General features: G+C 70.1%; 13 protein-coding genes and 1 pseudogene. 5 read left to right on the top strand and 9 right to left on the bottom strand.

Features of this window, described 5'->3' with window-relative positions; translation table 11 throughout:
* Positions 1 to 52 precede the first annotated feature (52 nt).
* Together HDC93_RS32685 and HDC93_RS32680 are read right to left on the bottom strand one after the other, a co-directional pair.
* Entirely contained in the window at positions 53 to 1210 is a 1158-nt protein-coding gene (locus HDC93_RS32685; protein WP_185014454.1) for a SchA/CurD-like domain-containing protein, read from the bottom strand.
* A gap of 295 nt (positions 1211 to 1505) precedes the next feature.
* A complete protein-coding gene (locus HDC93_RS32680) occupies positions 1506 to 3164 on the bottom strand; it encodes an FAD-dependent monooxygenase (protein ID WP_185014453.1) in 1659 nt (552 codons plus the stop codon).
* A gap of 224 nt (positions 3165 to 3388) precedes the next feature.
* Here HDC93_RS32680 and HDC93_RS38935 point away from each other — a divergent pair.
* Positions 3389 to 3571: pseudogene (locus HDC93_RS38935) on the top strand (hypothetical protein); the annotation flags it as partial.
* A gap of 148 nt (positions 3572 to 3719) precedes the next feature.
* Here HDC93_RS38935 and HDC93_RS32675 read toward each other — a convergent pair.
* A complete protein-coding gene (locus HDC93_RS32675; RefSeq protein WP_185014452.1) occupies positions 3720 to 4283 on the bottom strand; it encodes a dihydrofolate reductase family protein in 564 nt (187 codons plus the stop codon).
* A 263-nt stretch (positions 4284 to 4546) separates the two neighbouring features.
* Here HDC93_RS32675 and HDC93_RS32670 point away from each other — a divergent pair, with 263 nt between their 5' ends.
* A complete protein-coding gene (locus tag HDC93_RS32670) occupies positions 4547 to 5218 on the top strand; it encodes a pyridoxamine 5'-phosphate oxidase family protein (protein WP_260419889.1) in 672 nt (223 codons plus the stop codon).
* A gap of 471 nt (positions 5219 to 5689) precedes the next feature.
* Positions 5690 to 6577: a universal stress protein gene (locus tag HDC93_RS32665; protein WP_185014450.1), complete on the top strand. Its 888-nt coding sequence runs from the start codon at positions 5690 to 5692 to the stop codon at positions 6575 to 6577.
* Between the two features lie 4 nt (positions 6578 to 6581).
* On the opposite strand, the gene HDC93_RS32660 is transcribed toward HDC93_RS32665, so the two are convergent.
* On the bottom strand, positions 6582 to 7607 hold the full coding sequence (locus HDC93_RS32660; RefSeq protein WP_185014449.1) for a 6-phosphofructokinase: 1026 nt from the start codon (positions 7605 to 7607) through the stop codon (positions 6582 to 6584).
* A 258-nt stretch (positions 7608 to 7865) separates the two neighbouring features.
* On the opposite strand from HDC93_RS32660, the gene ppk2 reads away from it, so the two are divergent.
* Positions 7866 to 8669: a polyphosphate kinase 2 gene (gene ppk2, locus HDC93_RS32655; RefSeq protein ID WP_185014448.1), complete on the top strand. Its 804-nt coding sequence runs from the start codon at positions 7866 to 7868 to the stop codon at positions 8667 to 8669.
* 77 nt (positions 8670 to 8746) lie between these two features.
* Here ppk2 and HDC93_RS32650 read toward each other — a convergent pair whose 3' ends face one another.
* The 5 genes from HDC93_RS32650 to HDC93_RS32630 all read right to left on the bottom strand — a co-directional run bounded on the left by HDC93_RS32650 (position 8747) and on the right by HDC93_RS32630 (position 14809).
* Positions 8747 to 10480, bottom strand: coding sequence for an amylo-alpha-1,6-glucosidase (locus HDC93_RS32650; protein ID WP_185014447.1), 1734 nt, complete (start codon positions 10478 to 10480; stop codon positions 8747 to 8749).
* A gap of 89 nt (positions 10481 to 10569) precedes the next feature.
* On the bottom strand, positions 10570 to 11394 hold the full coding sequence (locus HDC93_RS32645; protein ID WP_185014446.1) for a carbohydrate ABC transporter permease: 825 nt from the start codon (positions 11392 to 11394) through the stop codon (positions 10570 to 10572).
* Positions 11391 to 12374 (bottom strand): carbohydrate ABC transporter permease, encoded by a 984-nt coding sequence (locus HDC93_RS32640; protein WP_185014445.1) that lies wholly within the window; start codon positions 12372 to 12374, stop codon positions 11391 to 11393. The genes HDC93_RS32645 and HDC93_RS32640 overlap by 4 nt, the downstream gene beginning before the upstream one ends.
* 10 nt (positions 12375 to 12384) lie before the next feature.
* On the bottom strand, positions 12385 to 13626 hold the full coding sequence (locus tag HDC93_RS32635; RefSeq protein WP_185014444.1) for a sugar ABC transporter substrate-binding protein: 1242 nt from the start codon (positions 13624 to 13626) through the stop codon (positions 12385 to 12387).
* A 133-nt stretch (positions 13627 to 13759) separates the two neighbouring features.
* Positions 13760 to 14809 (bottom strand): LacI family DNA-binding transcriptional regulator, encoded by a 1050-nt coding sequence (locus tag HDC93_RS32630; RefSeq protein WP_185014443.1) that lies wholly within the window; start codon positions 14807 to 14809, stop codon positions 13760 to 13762.
* Between the two features lie 665 nt (positions 14810 to 15474).
* On the opposite strand from HDC93_RS32630, the gene HDC93_RS32625 reads away from it, so the two are divergent.
* On the top strand, positions 15475 to 19128 hold the full coding sequence (locus HDC93_RS32625; RefSeq protein ID WP_185014442.1) for a LamG-like jellyroll fold domain-containing protein: 3654 nt from the start codon (positions 15475 to 15477) through the stop codon (positions 19126 to 19128).
* Positions 19129 to 19356: the final 228 nt, after the last annotated feature.

Raw genomic sequence — 19356 nt, 5'->3', positions numbered from 1 at the left:
TGCTGCACCAACGCGGGAGAGGCGACTGCCGCCTCTCCCGCCGGATGGCGAATCAGGCGTCGGGCGACCGGCGGTCGGTGACGAGATCCATGCGCGCCAGTTCGAGCACACGCGCGAGGCTGCCGTCCTTCGACGCGACCACGTCCATGCCCGCGGTCTCGTCCAGCAGCGTCGTCAGCTCGGCCACCTGTGCCGAGTCGGACAGACCGAGGATGTGGCCCGGATCGGCCGCCTCGAGTCCGCCGTGCACGTCGATCAGCCGTACGACGACGTCGTCGCGCTGGAAGATCGTGCTGCGCAGGACGGGGCTGCGCGGGTCGTCCGCCGCCGCCTCGTCGCGATGGGCCAGGAGTTCGGCGAGCTGCATCCCGCGCTCCGGCCGGGCCGGGTAGTACAGGGCGTACCGCTCGGCCTGCGGGTTCTGCCGCTGCGCCATCACGTGATGGACGGCCGGCAGGGCGGCCCTGGTGAAGAAGACCCGGGCGGACTCGGGGTCGCCCAGGTCCCGGTCCTGCTCCAGATGGGGGTTGATGGCTTCTTCGACGGCCCGTACCTCGGGCTGCCGGGCGACGTGGCGCAGCGCGGCCAGCAGGTCGCCGCGCACCTCGACGGCCCGCACCACCCGGTTGCCGTGCATGAACAGCGAGGTGCGGCACAGGCGCGTGGTGTCGTCGACCTTGGGCTCGGGCGAGTCGTAGTCGGCGAGGATCTTGGCGACGATCTCCTCGCTGCCGGGCTTCACGGTGAAGGTGAGCGCGTGCCGGATCACTCCGTCACCGATCCTGGGCGCCGTCTGGAGCCTGCGGGCCGCCTGGTCGGTGCTCGCCGCCGGGCCGCCGGTCTCGCGGACCACGTGGAAGCGCAGTGACCGGGTGTCGCGGACGCAGCTGTGCAGCGGCTCCACCATCCGCACATGCTCCTCGCTGTTGACCCAGGCCAGGAAGGGCGGGGCACTCTCCCACTCGCTGGTGATGAGCCACTGGGAAGGGTTCTCGATCGACTGGCACAGCTGGTCGCTGACGTGCCCGGGCACGGACGCGACCTGGTTGCACAACTGTTCGTAAGCTTCGAGGAACTGGTGCTGGGCCCCGTCGTGGACGTCGACCAGGAGGACGACGCGCAGCCGGGAACCGTCGAACACGGACTGGGAGACATGGTGCGACGCCTGTCGCGTACGCGAACCTTCCGCCCGTTCGGACGTGGTGGTCATCCCGCACATCTCCTTCGCGGAGGGGAAAGTGAGCGCCGGTCGCGAGGGTTCGACGTCGGCGTTCCTCGATCCTGTGGCCGTCCCCGTACACGCGCGACTCGGACGGCGTACGCGAGTGACGGGCGGGAGGCTGGCGGTGCCAGAAGGGCCCGGAGGGATCAGGCGATCCGCGCGGTCACGGCCTGCCGGTCGCACTCCCCCGCACAGGTGACGTGGGCATCCACTCGTCCTCCCGCCACGGCCGGGGCAGCCGACGTTCCGCCGGTCGGCTGCCCCCTCCGCTGCGTCAGGGAGCTCAGGCGACTGCCAGCGCGGTCCTCAGGACCTGGTGCAGTACCGCCTCGGCGTCCGCGTCCGGCCCCTCCGACCGCCATACGACGAATCCGTCGGGCCGGACGAGTACGGCGCCCCCAGGGCCGGTGCCGTGGCGCTCGGCCCAGTCGGCGTCGTCCTCCGGCACCAGGTCGGCCTGAGTCCCGGTGCCCACCCGGTACGACGTGAGCGGCAGGGACAGTTTGCCGGCGAGGCGGACGGCTGCCCCGTGCCACTCGTTCGGCTCAGCGGCGTCACTGAGCAGCACGAGGGACCGCTCGTACAGGTCGAGCGTCGAGAGCCGTTCGTCCCCTCGGCGCACCCACAGGTGAGGCGCCCTGCTGCCCGGTCCGCCGCTCAGATCGAGGCGCTCGGGCACCACCGGGATCTCCGGATCGGCGCCGACGACGGCACCCTGCGGGTAGCGGTAGCCGAGGGCCACGTTGAGGATGCCCTTCTGGGGGCCACCGCCGCCCGCTGCGGGGGGCGGTGCGAATCCGGGGTGGCTGTGCTCGGCCGACCGGGCCGCGGCCCGCGCGCTGGTGGCCTCGGCCACGGGGCGCCGTTCGGCGTCGTACGTGTCGAGCAACTCCTCCCCCGCCCAGCCGTCGAGCACCGCGGCCAGCTTCCAGGCGAGGTTGTGAGCGTCCTGGATACCGGTGTTGGAACCGAAGGCCCCGGTGGGGGACATCTCGTGCGCCGAGTCACCGGCCAGGAAGACACGTCCCGACCGGTAGCTGCGGGCGACCCGCTGAGCGGCGTGCCAGGGCGCCTTGCCGGTGATCTCCACATCGAGGTCCGGGACCCCGACCGCCCGGCGGATGTGCTCGACGCATCGCTCGTCCGTGAACTCCTCCAGGGATTCCCCGTTTTCCGGGTGCCAGGGGGCGTGGAAGACCCAGTTCTCGCGGTTGTCCACCGGCAGCAGGGCGCCGTCGGCCTCGGGGTTCGTCAGGTAGCAGACGATGAAGTGACGGTCCCCCACGACGTCGGCGAGACCACGGGAGCGGAACGTGAGGCTGACGTTGTGGAACAGGTCGCCGGGCCCGCTCTGGGTGATCCCGAGTTGCTCTCGCACGGGGCTGCGCGGGCCGTCCGCGGCGACGAGATAGTCCGCGCGGATGGTGGTGTGCTCACCCGTCTCGCGGCTCTTGACGACGGCGGTCACGCCGGTGGAATCGCTGTCGAACGACATCAGCTCGGTGGAGAAGCGCAGATCGCCTCCGTGCTCACGGGCGTGGTCGAGCAGCACCGGTTCGAGGTCGTTCTGGCTGCACAGGCACCAGGCGCTCGGGCTGAAGCGGGCGAGGCCGCCGCCCGGGTCGATGTCCCTGAACAGCCACTCGCCCGCGTCGCCGACCAGAGTGGGCGCCTGGAGGATGCCGTGGTTGACGGCCAGGGTGGCGGCCGCGTCCTTGATCCCCTTCTCGACGCCCGCCACCCGGAACAGTTCCATCGTGCGCACGTTGTTGCCGCGGCCCCGCGGGTGGATGGAGGTGCCTGCGTGTCGCTCCACCAGCACGTGGGGCACGCCCAGCCGTCCCAGGAACAACGAGGTGGACAGGCCGACCAGCGAGCCGCCCACGATGAGGACCGGGACGCTGATGGTGTGGGGGCCCGTCCGTCCGGCTCGTTCGTTCATCACTCTCGCCTCCAGCGCATCGATACCGCCGACCCGGCCGGATACGGCGGAGATCCTCATGCATGCCCCGGGAAGCTGACGGCGGCTCAGGCTTCACCCGCCTGCGTCGCGACGCGGGCGGCTCCCGGTGGGAGCGGGGCATGCGACCGGCCGCCACGGGCGTCACCGGGCCGGCGATCGAGGGAGCGAACCCGGCGCGGGGCAGTGCCCGGCGGCGTCAGTAGGTCGAGTTGGAGGACCTCAACCCCTACCCGTCCTTGGACCGTGTCGGCGCCCCGACCCGCGACGCCTTCGTCACCAGCATGACGAGCTCCCTCCACCGGTTCCTGGACGCCTCACCGCGCACCGAGCCGCCACCCGGATTGGCCTGTACCAAAGCCTTGACAGTCGCTTGCGTCATTCCTTAAGTCATGAACTGAGATAACACGGTGCGGGCGGCCGGCGACGTCATCCCGTCCTTGGGCGGCTGGAGCGGCAACAAGCTGGAGAGGCGCAGAGCTTCCGCCTGAGGACCGGGTGGAGCATGCAACGCCGCGAGGAGCCACACCCCTTCACCTAGCGCGTCACGCGGTGGCGGAGATGGACGACCCCGGAGCTGAAGGTGCGTGTCTCGACGAGCTCGAGGTCCACCCGGCGCTCGTCCCGCGGGAAGAACGGGATACCACCGCCGACCAGCACCGGGTAGACCATGGCCCGGTACTCGTCGATCAGACCGGATGCAGCCCCCTGCGCGGCGAGGGTCGCGCCGCCGAGGGCGATCTCCCCCTCCCCCGGCTCGGAGCGCAGCCGCTCGATCTCCTCCGCCAGACCGCCGGAGACCAGGCGGGCATTGCCCCGCACCGACGTCAGCGTCTTGGAGAACACCACCTTCGGGAGCGGATTCCACAGGGCGGCCCACTCGAGCTGAGCGTCGTCGAGTGCGGAATCCTGATCGGCGGTCTCCCAGTACAGCATCGTCTCGTACAGCCGTCGCCCCAGCAGATGAACGTCGACCTGTCGGATGTCGTCGATCCAGAAGCGGAAGACGTCCTCGTCCGGCTCCGTCCAGTCGAAGCGGCCGTCCGGCCCGACGATGTAGCCGTCAAGTGAAACGTTCATCGAATAGGTCACGCTGCGCATCGGAAGTCCTCCCGAAAGACAACGGTTCCATCCATTCTTCACACAGATCCTCGAATTCTCCGCGAAAGACCATCGACGGCTGCGGCATCCGACCGCCCTTCTTCCCCTCCCCGCCGGAACGTTCGAACGGTCTGCTCTACCCTCGTGTGCGTGGCCGATCACCGCTGTTCGGCCTCCCAGGGGATCGGCAGAGTCACCTGCGCCGGTAGGACCACCGGAGCAGGTCTCGGATGCAGGCGTTGGCTCGTCTGTCAGGAGGACCGTTGCACCAGGACGAGCGGGCAGACCGGCCCGGAAGCCACGGAGAACACGAGATCCAGCACGAGTTGGCCACCACCGGCCGCGCTGATCGCTTCTACGACGAGCAGGTGCTGGACCGGCTCAACCCCAGGATGCAGGAGTTCGTGGCCCGGCAGGAGATGTTCTTCCTCGCCACGTCGGACAGCCGCGGTGAATGCGACAGCACCTTCCGGGCCGGCCCACCCGGTTTCCTGCACGTCCTCGACGACACGACCCTCACATACCCGGAATACCGGGGAAACGGCGTCATGGCGTCGCTCGGCAACATCCGCGAGAACCCGCACGTCGGCCTCCTGTTCATCGACTTCTCCGTGGATCGCATCGGCTTGCACATCAATGGCCGGGCCCGCCTGATCCCCGACGAAACCATGCGCCGTGACCATCCCGCCCTGCCCTTCGATCCGTTGCCGGGGCGCCGTCCGCAGATGTGGGTCGAGGTCGAGGTCGAAGAGGCCTACATCCACTGCTCGAAGCACATACCAAGACTGGTCAAAATGCCGCTGCGCCCCCGGACCGAGGACAGAGAGCCCACAGCCACCGCAGGCGAACAGGCCTGGGGCACGGACGACGTCAAACGCAAAGGCGGCGACTATTTCGAAGCGGCGAAGGAGAAAGACAAACAGGCCGTACGGTGATCCGGGCCGGATCCTGAACGACCGCTGAATCCCGGACGCCCGCCGACATCGCCTCACGGAACGCCTCGCACCCGCACCCGCACCAACGCTCTGTATGCGCTGGTCAGGACTCTGCTTGACCTTGACGCCGGGTCAACGGGCTCGACGGCCAGTTCGTCGGCCTGCTGGACTCGACCATGGTCCAGTCCTCGCCAACTGTCGAGCGGCTGGTGGCGATCTTGGAGGAGCGGGGCTGGAGGGGCTGGACGCGCCTCGAGCGAGTGGCCGCCGAACGGCTCGACACCGGCCCTCCGTCAGCCTAGGCCTGGGAAAGGGGGCTCCCGGGCACCGGTGCCCTGCTGTGCGGGGGGACCGGCCGCTGATGTCGCCCCGTACCCGGTCCGGGCGCCGTGGCCGTCCCGTCGTGGAACAGTGGAAGAGGGGCATGGGCCGGGTAGCCCGCGAGGGTACGGGCGGAGTGAGGAGGCCGGGATGCGGCTCCCTGTGCTGGTGGGTGTCGACGGGTCCGAGCGTGCCGCGGCGGCGGCCGTTCTGGCGGCACGGGAGGCGGAGCTGCGCGGCGTTGCGCTACGGCTGCTGCACGCGTCTCCGCAGCTCCCCGGAGCCGTCGTGCCGGGTCAGGCCCTGCACCGGCTGCGCGACATCGGCGCCCAGTTGCTCCAGCGGACGGTCGCGGACCTCGCCGAGCGTCATCCGGACCTCCGGGTGGAGACCGTGCAGTGCGACGACGCCCCGGCGGGGGCTCTCGTCGCCGCGGCAGGTGATGCGGGGCTCCTCGTCGCCGGCATGCGCGGAACGGGCGGGTTCGAGGGGCTGGCAGTCGGCTCGGTGGCTCTGCGGGTGGCGGCAGCGGCCCCCTGCCCCGTCGTGCTCGTCCCGCACCGCCCCGGCGCCTTCGCGGAGCAGGACCGCGCAGCGCACGGCACCGGTTCGGTCGTCGTGGAATTCGACGCGCACCGGCCGGTCGGTGAGGTGGCCGACTTCGCGTTCTCGGCAGCCGATGTTCACGCCGCGCCGCTGCACGTGGTGCAGTCCTGGGCCTTTCCCGCCGAATCCGTCTCCTCACGGAGCCTGGTGGTGACCGAGGGGGACCGGGCGGACTGGGAGGACCAGGAGGTTCTGCGGCTGTCCGACGCCCTGCGCCCGTGGCAGGAGAAGTATCCCGGTGTGACCGTCGTCAGCGATCTCATGCTGCTCCACCCCGCGGAGGCCCTTCTGAACGCCTCCGGGGATGCGGACCTGCTCGTCGTGGGGCGCCGCGCCGAGCCGCAGGTGACGCAAGGCCGTCTGGGACCGGTCGCCCACGCCGTGCTGCACCACGCCCGCTGTCCGGTGGCGGTCGTCCCGCACGGAGGGTGACCGATCAGCCGTAGAAGGCCTCGAACTCGTCGTACAGCGACGGGTCCACCACCTTGTTCTGCCCGGTGGCTTCCGCGAGAGGGACGCGGACGATCCGCGTACCCCGCAGGGCGACCATGCGGCCGAAGTCGCCTTCCTTGACCGCGTCGATGGCATGCAGTCCGAACCGGGTGGCGAGCCACCGGTCGAAGGCGCTCGGTGTGCCGCCGCGCTGGATGTGGCCGAGGACCGTGGTGCGGGCGTCCTTCTGGGTGCGAGCCGAGATCTCCTGGGCCAGCCACTCCCCGATGCCGGACAGTCGCACATGGCCGAACTCGTCCAGGGACTGGTCCTTGACCATCAGCTGTCCCTCCTTGGGGACAGCCCCTTCGGCCACGACGACGATCGGCGCGTAATTGATCTCGAACCGGCGTTTCACCAGCTCACAGACCTGATCGATGTCGAAGGGCCGCTCCGGGACGAGAATCACGTTGGCACCGCCCGCGACGCCGGCATGCAGCGCGATCCACCCCGAGTGCCGCCCCATCACCTCCACCACGAGGGCGCGCATGTGTGACTCCGCGGTGGTGTGGAGGCGGTCGATGGCCTCCGTCGCGATACCGACGGCGGTGTCGAAACCGAAGGTGTAGTCGGTGCCCGAGACGTCGTTGTCGATGGTCTTCGGCACACCGACGAGGTTGATCCCCTGCCGGCTGAGCTCTGTGGCCGCTCCCAGCGTGTCCTCGCCGCCGATCACGACGAGCGCGTCCACCTCGTGCGAGGCGAGGGTGTCCCGCACCCGTCGCAGCCCGCCCTCGTGCTTGAACGGGTTCGTGCGGGAGGACCCGAGGATGGTCCCACCGCGGGGCAGGATCCCCCGGACGCTGGAGATGTCCAGCGGAACGACATCGTTCTTGAGCAGGCCGAGCCAGCCGTCCCGCACACCGACGAAGTCGAACGCGTATTCCTGAACGCCCTTGCGGACGACACTGCGGATCACCGCGTTGAGGCCGGGACAGTCACCGCCGCCGGTCAGTACTCCGACCCTCATGGGCTTTCTCCCATCCGCCGCGCACCTCGTCCGTCCGCTCGCGCCGCTCACGGCGCCCGGAGACCGCAGCCGGCCCTCGGCCCGCCGCCTCCTCTCCAGCCTCCCTCGATTCGATCTGCGGTGGCCACTCGGGCGGGCCCTTTCGACGACGGTCCCGTGCCGGCGCCGCCGGCGGAGCGGCACATCGTGCGCGGGCCCCGGCAGGCCAGTACGGTGCAGGGACGGAGGCCCGACGGCACCGCGGCGTGCGGAGGCGGCATGACGAACGAGCAGGCGGCGAAGGTGCCGCGCAAGGCGTACGAGAAGGAACTGCTGCGCCTGCAGACGGAGTTGGTGAAACTCCAGGAGTGGGTGCGCGCCGAGAAGGCCCGGCTGGTCGTCGTCTTCGAGGGGCGGGACGCGGCCGGCAAGGGCGGGACCATCAAGCGGGTCGCGGAGCACCTCAACCCGCGCGTCGCGCGGATCGCGGCGCTGCCGAAGCCCACCGAGCGTGAGCGCACCCAGTGGTACTTCCAGCGGTACGTCGAGCACCTGCCGGCCGCCGGGGAGATCGTGCTGTTCGACCGGTCCTGGTACAACCGGGCCGGTGTCGAGCACGTGATGGGCTTCTGCTCGAAGGAGGAGTACCAGCTCTTCCTGCGCCAGTGCCCGATCTTCGAGCGGATGCTGACCGAGGACGGCATCCTGCTGCGCAAATACTGGTTCTCGGTGAGCGACACCGAGCAGCAGGAGCGTTTCCGCCGGCGTCTCGAGGACCCGCTGCGGCACTGGAAGCTGTCGCCGATGGACCTGGAGTCGATCAGCCGCTGGGAGGCGTACTCGCGGGCCAAGGACGAGATGATGGTGCACACCGACATCACGGAGGCCCCGTGGTACGTCGTCGAGAGCGACGACAAGCGCCGCGCCCGGCTGAACATGATCGCCCACCTGCTGGACTCCGTGCCGTACCACGAGGTGCCGCCGCCCGTGCTGGAGCTGCCGGACCGCCCCCCGTCGACCGGTTACCAGCGCCCGCCGCGCGACCTGCAGACCTACGTCCCCGACCACGCGGCCCGGCTGTGAGACACATCGCGCCTCGGGCTCCGGGTTAGCGGTGACCGCGGGGGCGGCCACCGATGAGTCGGTTCCCGGTCCTCCGGTCAGCGGGCGTCTCGGTGTGCGTGTGCTTCGGCGAGGAGGAGGTAGCTGCTGGCGGTCCAGGTGTAGGCGCGGTCGCGCAGGCCCGTTCCGGTGAGCGCGTCGAAGTTCTCGGCGAAGCCGTGGGTTTCGCACAGGGCGCGGAAGCGGGCGCTGATGTCGTCCGCGAGGCGCTCGTGGCCGGCGCGGCGCAGGCCGTCTTCGATGAGGACGGTGGCGGGGGCCCAGATGGGGCCGCGCCAGTAGCCGTCGGCGAGGTAGTGCGGTGAGGTGGGCAGCTCGGTGGCGAGGCCGTACGGCGTGAGGTGGGCCTTGATGTGGTCGGCCAGCGTGCCGCTGACATCGGCGGGCAGGTGTTCGCCGAGGACGACGGGCATCAGGTCGAGGAGGCTGGAGCTGCTCCAGGTGTCCCCGGTGCCGACGGCCCGGGCCACGAACCGGTCGGTGGCCCAGAGCCGGTCCAGCAGCGCCGTCTGTGTCTCCTCGGCAGTCCGCGTCCAGCGGATCGCCTCCTCCGGCATGTCCAGTGCGGTGGCCAGGTCGGCCAGTTCATGCAGCTGGAGGACGAGGAAGGCGGCCAGGTCGGCGCTTTCGACGACCCGCGCGGGGTCGAAGGTGGTGGCGTTGTCCCAGCCGCTGTCGTTGCCGTGCTGGTAGTGGGGCAGGTCGGCGCCGGGGGCTCGCCGGGCGGTGAGCCAGAAGCCGGTCCAGCGTTCCAGCAGGCCGTAGGTCTCGGCGAGCTCGGCGGGGCCGGGAGGGGTCGGCAGGCGGCGGCGCAGCCGGCCGGAGGTCCAGCCGTGGATGGGCGGTTTGACGAAGTTGTAGAGCACTTCGGAGTGGGTGACGGAGTCGGGCAGGGCGCCGCTGTCGTCCTGGTGGTCGAAGGGCAGGGCGAACTGGTCGAGGGCCAGGTCGGGGCAACCGGGGGCGAGGGCGAGGGCGTTGAAGCAGTGGTCCCAGCTCCAGACCTTGTCCATCCAGTGCTTGGACATCAGCACCGCGGGCCGGGTGACGAGCCCGGTGGGGCGTACGGTCGCCGACCAGACGACGTAGACGGCGAGTTCGGCGGCGGGGGTGGCGGACGAGCGCCACGGGGCCACCAGGTCGACGAACTCCGCGAACGAGCGCTGCTCGGACTCGGTGATGGCGTCGAACGTCGCCGCGGACGCGTACGGCGGGCGGGCGGTGTCGAGTTCCTCGATCGCGATCTCCCAGGGACCGTTCGCCTCCGACGTCAGGGTGAGGCCGCGGTGGCCGCCGCCCAGGCTCTGGGTGCCGGCGTCGGTGACGGTGCCGGACAGCACGGTGACGCGGTAGCGGCGTCCGGTCTCGTAGGAGGTGAACACGTACGCGTCGGCGGCCGGGTCGCGGAAGAAGTACGTTCCGCTGAACGGGGTGAGGGTCCGCGCGGCCGCGTCGACGCTCATGCCCAGGCCGCTTCCCCGCAGGCGCACGGTGTCGGGCGACTCGTAGGAGAGGTCGACGCGTCCGCTCTCGCCGATCCAGCTGAGCCGGCCCGGTGTGGTCTCGACGCGGGTTTCGGCCCGGTCGCCCGTCGCCGGGTCGAGCGGGACGAGGCGCAGGACGGCGTGCATGCCGTTCTGGTGCGAGACGAGGTGGAGGTCCTCGGCGTAGGTCTTCTCCGCCACCACGGGTGAGATGTCGAACCAGGATCCGTGCGTACTGAACGGGATGTCGTGGACGGAGAAGGCCGGGCCGGATCGGGGGGCGGTCATGACGCTGACTCGTTTCTCGAGCAGGGGTCACCGGCCGGCTGACGCGCAGGCGGCTCGGTGGGGACAGGGGGAAGGGGATGGGTCCCGGGTCAGTCCTTGACGGCCCCGGCGGTCACTCCGGCGGCGACGTAGCGCTGGGCGAGGACGAGGATGACCGCGGCGGGCAGCGAGGCCACGACGGCGGTGGCCATGATGGCGTTCCACTCCTGGTTGTTGTTGCCGATGTAGTGGTAGATGCCGAGGGTGATCGGCTCGTGGGCGCCGCCGGTGACGAGGGTTCCGGCGAAGACGAAGTCGGACCAGGACCACAGGAACGCGAACAGGGACACCGTGACGACGGCGTTGCGGCTCATCGGCAGGACGACGGACCAGAAGGTCCGCAGGGCTCCCGCCCCGTCCGTCTTCGCGGCCTGGAGCAGCTCGCCGGGGATGCCGGACATGAACGCGGTGAAGATGAGGACGCCGAAGGGGACGGCCAGCGTGGAGTCGGCCACGATCAGGCCGGGGACGGACTGGAGCAGGCCGAGGCTGAGGTAGATGGCGTAGAAGCCCATCGCCATGATGATGCCGGGGATCATCTGCGCGGCCAGCAGGACGAAGCTGAGGATGCCGCCGCCGCGTGGGCGCAGTTTGGCCAGGGCGTAGCCGGCGGGGGCGGACAGGGCGATGGTCAGGGCGACGGTGCCCAGGCCGATGACGAGGCTGGTGCCGAGATAGGGCAGCTGCTCGTGGAGGACCGTGCGGTACCCGTCCAGTGTGCCGTGGGTGGGGAAGAGGTCGGGTGGGCTCTTGCGCATGTCCCGGTCGGGGGTGAGGGACACGTTGAGCATCCAGTAGACCGGGAAGAGCATGACCGCCGTCAGAAGCAGTCCGAGGACGGTCTTCCACCCTGTGCGGCCGGTGCGTCGGGTCATGACAGCGCCTGCTTTCGCTGGACCTTGAGGTAGATCAGCCCGAACACCAGGGCGGCGACGACCAGCAGGTTGCCGACGGCCGCGCCGGGTCCGAAGGCGGGCAGGAGATTGCCGAAGCCGAGCTGGTAGGACCAGGTGGCGAAGGTGGTCGACGAGTCCGCCGGTCCGCCCTTGGTCATGATCCAGATGATGTCGAACACCTTGAGCGTGTAGATCAGGCCGAGGAGGAGGGTGATCGCGGACACCGGGCGCAGCAGCGGGAAGGTGATGCGCCAGAAGCGCTGCCAGGCGCCCGCGCCGTCGAGGGCGGCGGCCTCGTACAGGCTCGCGGGGATGGACTGGAGGCCGCTGTACAGCACGACCAGGTTGAACGGGACCCCGATCCAGATGTTCGCGATGATCACCGAGGTCAGTGACCAGGACGGTGAGGTCAGCCAGTTCACCGGGGCGATGCCGAGGCCGTGCAGGGCGGCGTTGACGATACCGGAGTCGCTGTTGAGCATCCACGACCAGGTGGACGCCGACACGATCAGCGGCAGCAGCCACGGCACCAGGAACAGCGCGCGCAGGGTCGCCGACAGCCGGAAGTGCCGGCTGAAGAAGACCGCGAGGGCGAGGCCGATGGCGTACTGGAATACCAGGCAGACGGCGGTGAAGAGCGCGGTGTGGAGCAGGGCGGGGGCGAAGGTCGGGTCGTCGAGGACGGTCCGGTAGTTCTCGATGCCGGCGAAGGGCGCGTTGCCCTGGACGAAGGAGCGGACGGTGTAGTTGCGCAGGCTGAGGTCGAGGTTGCGGTAGAGCGGATAGGCGTAGAAGAGGGCCAGGTAGAGGGTCACCGGGGCGAGGAACCCCCAGGCGGCCCACTGCGGGGAGGTCGGACGGCGCCGGGCGCGCGCGGGGGCCGGGGGCGGGGCGGCGGTGGCCGCCCCGTTCCGGACGGGCGCGGCCAGGTGGTCCCGCGGATGGGTCGTCTGCTTCATCGGGCCCTCGTCACTTCACCGCGGCCTGCGCCGAAGTGAGGGCGTCCTTGGGCGACTTGGCCCCGCTGAGGGCGGACTGGACGGCCTTCCACAGCTGCTCGGAGATCTTCGGGTACTTCGTGCCCAGGTCGTCGCTGGTGCGTCCCTTGGCCGCCTTGACCGCCGCGACCCAGGGCTTCAGTTCGGCGTTCGCCGCGACCTGCTTGGCCTGGACCTCGCCGGTGGGGGCCACGTAGGACAGGGTGGTGTCGGTGTCGTACAGGTTCTGGGTGCTGGTCAGGCAGGTCGCCAGCTTCTGGGTGGTGGCGTAGCGGCCGGTGTCGCCCTGGGTGGGGATGGTGACGAACTCGCCTCCGGTGGGGGCTGCGGCGCTGCCTCCGTCGGCGCCCGGTATCGGCAGGACTCCGTAGTCGAAGCCTGCCTCCTTCGCGTTGGCGAGCTGCCATGTTCCGTTCTCGGCGAAGGCGTAGTCGCCGCCGGCGAACTCCTGCCAGCTGGTGGTCTGCGTGTTGTTGATGACGGAGTTGGGGGCGTAGCCCTCCTTCAGCCAGTCCTTCCACAGCGACAGGGCGGACGCGGCCTGCGCGGAGTCCAGTGCGGTCAGTTCGGCTCCCGCGCCCCAGAACCACGGCAGGAACTGGAAGCTGCCCTCCTCCGTGCCGATCGCGGAGAAGGTGATGCCCTTCTTGCCCGCCGCCGTCACCTTCGCCAGCGCCGCCGTCAGCGACGTCCAGTCCTTGACCGAGGCGATGTCCACCCCGGCCTCCTTCAGGACCTTCTTGTTGTAGTAGAGGGCGAGGGTGTTGGCGCCGATCGGGGTTCCGTAGGTCTTGCCGTCCGACTGGCCGGCGGCGAGCAGGTTGGGGTCGACCTTCGAGGTGTCGAGCTTGTTGTCCTCGGTGCTGGTGAGGACGCCCGCCTCGGCCAGGGTCGACACCACGGGGTTGTCGACGATGAGGACGTCCGCGGAGTTGTCCTGCTGGGCGGCCAGCAGCGCCTTGTTCGCCAGGTCGCTGGTGTCGTAGCCGGTCCTCTTGATCTTCACCCCGGTCTTGGCGCCGCACGCGTCCAGCAGCTTCACCCAGGCCGAGCCCTTGGCGAACTGCGGGTACGGGTCCCAGACGGTGTACGTGCCGCTGTCCGAGCCCTTCGTGTCGGCGCTGCCCGACCCGGAGGAGCAGGCGGCACCGGTGGCGGCGACGACGGCCGACAGGGCCACCGCGGTCAGCCGGCGCCTTGAGGAGCTGTGCATGGCGGGTCCTTCGTTCTGGGCACACGGGTGCCGTGGGAGGGGTGACTGGGGGAAGCGGGCACTCCGAACCGGCGAGGGTGCGGGGGTCGGGTGCTCCTGAAGAGGGAGAGGGTGAGGGGGCTGCGCCGTGCGGTCAGGCTTCGGGGAAGGAGGTGCCGGTCGCGGGGAAGGAGGTACCGGTCGCGGGCCCGGTGCTGGCCCGCAGCGAGATCGGCGGTGTGAGCAGGTGGTGGCGGCCCGGCGCGGTGGGGTGCTCGATCCGCTCGACGAGCAGGTCGACCGCGCGCCGGCCCATCTCCTCGGCCGGTACGTCCGCCGCGGTGAGCTGCGGAGTGACCGTCTCGGCCCACCGGCTCGCGACGACTCCGGTGACGGAGAAGTCGCGCGGTACGTGGCGGCCCGATTTCGCGAGCCCTCGATACAGGCCGCCCAGTGCGGCCTCGTTCAGTGTGACCAGGGCGGTGGTGGCCGGGTCGTCGTGCAGGATCCGCTCCAGGCAGGCCTGGCCGGACGCCGCGTCGTCCCCGCAGCAGTACGTCCCTACCGTGAGCCCGCGCTCGGCCGCGGCCTTGGTGAAGCCGTCCAGGCCGCGGTGCGCGGACTCGTACCCGGCGTGCAGCAGCAGCTCGGGCCGGTTGACGAAGGCGACCCGGCGGTGGCCGAGGTCGGCGAGATGGTGGACACAGGCCGCGGCGAGCGCCGTGTGGTCCAGGCTCACCCACCAGCCGTTCTCCGGATGGGCGGTGCGGCCGATGGCGACGGCGGGGAAGTCCAGTTCGGCCAGGTGGTCGACCCGGTCGTCCTCCAGCCTGATCTCCATCAGGATCGCCCCGTCGACCCTCCGCTCCCCCAGCAGCCGCTGGAACGAACGGTCACTGTCGACACCGCTGGGCGACAGCAGCACGTCGTAGTCGTGCACCGCCGCCGCCTCCACCACGCTGCCGATGAAGTCCAGCTGCATCCCCGTGTAGTGGTTGCCCGCGGGCGGGAAGACGAGGCCGATGGTGCTGGTGCGCCCGTTGGCCAGGGCTCGCGCGCTGGCGTTGGGCCGGTACCCCAACTCGTCGATGACCTGTTGGATCTTGCGACGGGTCTCCTCCGACACCGAGCGCTTGCCGCTCAGCGCGTAGGACACGGTGCTCCGCGAGACACCGGCCCGCTCGGCGATCTCACCGATGTTCACGGCGGCTCCTTGCTCGAACCGGTTCGACACCTCGTGGGAGGGAGCGTTCGCCGGTCGTGTGGGTGAGGCGTGGGAAGGGGTTCGACGGCCGGTCGTCGAACCGGTTCGCGTGAAGCGAAGGTAGGAACTGCCCGAATGCCTGTCAACATCCTGGACCACACTTTCTCGATCCGCCCGAAGACCGGGAACCTCCTTCTGCCGGAAGGATTGCTGGGCGGGTTTCCCGGTGCTAGCTTCGCGAACCGGTTCGACGAAGTGATCCTTCCGGCGAACCCGGGCTGTTCCCGTACTTCCCGTGGAGGCGAGCGGTCGCCCTCACGGTCCGGAGACGTGCCTGCGGCCCGGAAGATCGAACCGATTCGACCAGCACCGACCTCCCCATGCGCTCTCCTCCCCGGGCCATCACGTGTACGAGCCGCCGGCCGAGCCCGGCCGGCCGGAACCGCCTACCGCCCGGAACCACCTACTCCCGGAACCTTCTCCTTCCGGAACCGCCCACTCCCGGAACCCTCGCCTCCCGAAACCGCCCACTCCCGGAACCCCCGCCACCCGAAACCGCCCACTCCCGGAACCCCCGCCACCCGAAACCGCCCACTCCCGGAACCCCCGCCACCCGAAACCGCCCACTCCCGGAACCGCCCACTCAGAGATCAAGGACGCCATCCATGCCATCCGCTGACAGATCCGCCAGGCGACGGGCACCCGCCGCCGTGACACTCGCGCTCGGCGCGGGCCTGCTGGCCGCACCGGCCGCCCCCGCCCAGGCGGCGGAGGCGCCCCGGCCCGCCGCCCGCTACACCTTTGACCAGGACGACATGGCCTCCGGGAAGATCACCGACAGTTCCGGCAACGGTCTGACGGCAGACCTGGTGAACGGCTCGACCGCCCGGTCCGTCGAGGGCACCGGCGGAGGCAGGGCCCTCGCCCTGCCCGGCGGCGCGTCCGACGCCGACGGCGCGTACGTCCGCCTCCCCCGTGCCGTGGTCGGCGACACGGCCGACCTGACGGTCTCCGCGCGCGTGAAGTGGAGTGGCGACAAGTCGCCCTGGCAGCGGATCTTCGACCTGGGCACGAACACCACGAAGTACCTCTTCAGCACGCCCTACAACGGCGGCGGGCTGTTCCAGACCTCCGTGACCACCGGTGGTGGGGGCACCGAGGCCCAGGTGCGCGGCTACGCGCCGCTCCCCGCGGACGAGTGGCGGACCGTCACCGTCACCCTCGACACCTCCGCCGGCCGGCTCACCACGTACCTCGACGGCGTGGCGGTCTCCTCCGCCGAGACCGGCATCAAGGCCAAGGACCTGCTGGACGCCTCGGCCACCGCCGCCGGGTACATAGGCAAATCCCTCTACCCGGACCCGCTGCTCAAGGGTGCGATCGACGACTTCACCGTGTGGCACGCCGCCCTGAGCCCCGAGCAGGTGGCCGGTACGGTCGGATCCGTGCCCACCCTTCAGCAGCTCTCGAAGACCTCCTTCGAGGCACGCACCACGACCGGGACCGCCCCGTCGCTCCCCGCCGCCGTCCGCTCCTCGTTCTCCGACGGCTACGACCGCGACACGCCCGTCACCTGGGACGCCGTCCCTGCCGAGAAGTACGCCGCGCCCGGCACCTTCACGGTCGCCGGAACCGCGGCCGGACGCGCGGTCGAGGCCACCCTCACCGTGGTTCGCGAGGGTCAGCTCACCGTCGACCTCGGCTCCGACACCGGCGCGTTCCACGGCGGCGCCTCCGGCACCCTCTACGGCGTGTACGGGCCGGACGTCCCGACCAACAACCTCATGGAGGGCATGGGCCTGCGCACGGTCTCCACCAAGGCGCAGGACGGCCCGCAGCACCCCGGTGCCGACGCCCTCGAGGTGGTCAAGCCGCTGGCCGACTCCACCGACGGTGACGTGTACATCTACATGACCGACATCTACCGCGGTTTCCCCTACCAGTGGCCTGGCGACACCCCCGCGGAGAAGCTCAAGGGCTACGAGGAGAAGATCGCCAAGCAGGTCGACCAGGTCCTGAAGCTGCCGAAGCAGTACCAGGACAACATCGTCTTCGTGCCGTTCAACGAGCCCGAGGGCAACATGTTCGGCACCGGCGAGTGGAGCTACGACAAGGTCAGCTGGCTCAACGACCCGGACGACTACTTCGCCGCCTGGGACCAGGTCCACAAGCTCATCAAGGGCAAGATGCCGAACGCCCGCATCGCCGGACCCAACACCAGCGTCCTGTACGACCAGGTGAAGGGCTTCCTCGCCCACGCCCTGGCCGCCGGAACCCTCCCTGACGTCATCACCTGGCACGAACTGAGCCACCCGGAGGCGGTGCGCCAGAGCGTCGCCACGTACCGGGCGTGGGAAAAGGACCTGTTCAAGGGCACCGACAGGGAAGGCACCCGACTCCCCGTCAACATCAACGAGTACGCGTTCAACTACCACACCTCGGTGCCCGGCCAGATGATCCAGTGGGTATCCGCGATCGAGGAGTCCAAGGTCGACGCCGACATCGCGTACTGGAACATCGACGGGAACCTCTCCGACTCCGCCGTGCAGTCCAACCGCGGCAACGGCCAGTGGTGGCTGCTGAATTCATACGCCTCGATGAGCGGGCACACCGTGAAGGTGACCCCGCCGTTCCCCGGCGAGAACTACACCATGCAGGGCGTCGCCACGCTCGACGAGAAGAAGAAGCAGTCCCGGCTGGTCTTCGGCGGCTCCACCGGCAAGGGCCACATCACCTTCGCCGGTGTCCCGAAGAAGGTCTTCGGCACGCGCGTGCACGCCTGGGTGCGGGAGATCGAGTGGAGCGGGCAGGTCGGCGACTCGTCCGGCCCGAAGCTGCTCGCCGAGTCGAACCTGAAGGTCGGTGAGGACGGCACGGTCACGCTCGACTTCGGCGACGGGGCCCTGCCGGAGCTTGAGGAGTCCTCGGCCTACGAGGTGGTCCTCAGTCCGGCCGGTGAGGCGAAGGGCACACAGGCCCCGCCCGTGCGGTGGCAGTCCTCGTACGAGGCGGAGGACGCCGCGCACACCGGCTCCGGCTGGTCGAAGAACGGCCCGGAGGGCTCGCCGCGTGACGTGTCGAAGTTCTACACCTCCGGCGGCTACGACGTCGGCGGCCTGCGCACCGGCTCGGACGTCGCACTCGACTTCACCGTGGACGTGCCCGAGGACGGCACGTACGACCTGAGCGTCTTCGCCAACTCCCTCAACACCTTCGACAAGGTCGAGGAGGAGGGCCCGACCAACGTCTTCCTGAGGGTGGACGGCAAGGCCGGCAGCGAGCAGGAACTGCACCTGCCGCTCGGCTACAAGTGGGCCGTCTGGGACCACAGCGACACCAAGGTGCAGCTCACCAAGGGCAAGCACACGCTGACGCTCGCCGCGAAGAGCGCCGACGGCAAGCGCGTCACGAAGGGCGACGCCATCGTCGACCGCCTCGCCCTCTCCCTCCCCCGCGCCTCGGCGGACACGCAGGTCCACGAGGGCGAGCTGGCCTGGCCGGCCGGCGGCGCACGTCCCGTCTACGACCTTCCGAAGCCGGCGGCGACCGGTTCGGGCGCGGTCCGCCTCGCGAAGGGCCAGAGCGCCACGTTCTGGGTCTACTCGCCTGCCGACCGCGAGGCCACGCTCAAGGTCGACACCCTCGACGGAACCGGCGCCCGGCTCTCCGTCAACGGCCACGAGGTCCTGCGTCTGGCCAAGGGCAGTACCCGTGCGGCGGTCTCCCTCTCCGGCGGCGTCAACAAGGTGACCGTGACCGGGGGTCCGGGCACGACCCTCGTCGACCGTCTCACGGTCACCCCGACCGAGGGCACGCTGCCGACGCGCACGTACGAGGCCGGGGACGCGCGGCTCGCGGGCTCGGCCACGCTCACCCCGCTCTCCCTCGCCACCGGCGGCACGGCGATCACGGGCATCGGCGGCGCCCCGGGCAACGGCAACACCGCGACGTTCACCGTCACGGCCGACCATGCTGGTCTGTACGCGTTGCGCATCCGCTACTCCAACCCGGAGCAGTCCGAGGCCACCCACTACAACCCCGACCCGCTCGCCCGCCACGCCGACATCAGCGTCAACGGCGGCGACGCGCGGCGCGTCGGCTTCCCGCACAGCTTCCACCGGAACAACTTCTGGGAGCTGACCGTCCCGGTGCAGCTGAAGAAGGGGAAGAACACGATCGGCTTCCGCTCCGAGGAACTGCCGAACTTCGACGGCACCACGTACGCCTCGGACGCGTTCCCGGGCGTGCTGCTCCGCTCCCGCTACGCACCGCTGATCGACCGGATCACCGTCGCGCCGTACGCGCGGGAGGTCCGCTGAGATCACGCCTCCGCAGAGGTCATACCTCCGCTGACGTCATCTCCGCCGGAAGCGCCGTGAGGCGCATGGACTCCGTGTAGCGGTGCTCGTCGTCCCTGACAGCTGTCAGGGACGACGAGCACGTCCGGGCCCTTAGTACTCCAGTCTGACTTCGCGATCTTGAGTCGGGTCCGGCTGGGAACGGGTACGGCCACCGCGTGATCATCGGGGGTTGTGTGGACTCCTGAA

The organism is Streptomyces sp. AK010 (assembly GCF_014207295.1).
In the GTDB taxonomy this organism is placed as follows: domain Bacteria; phylum Actinomycetota; class Actinomycetes; order Streptomycetales; family Streptomycetaceae; genus Streptomyces; species Streptomyces massasporeus.
The sequence above is the reverse complement of the archived record's forward strand: the minus strand, read 5'-3'. Positions and strand labels throughout refer to the sequence as shown.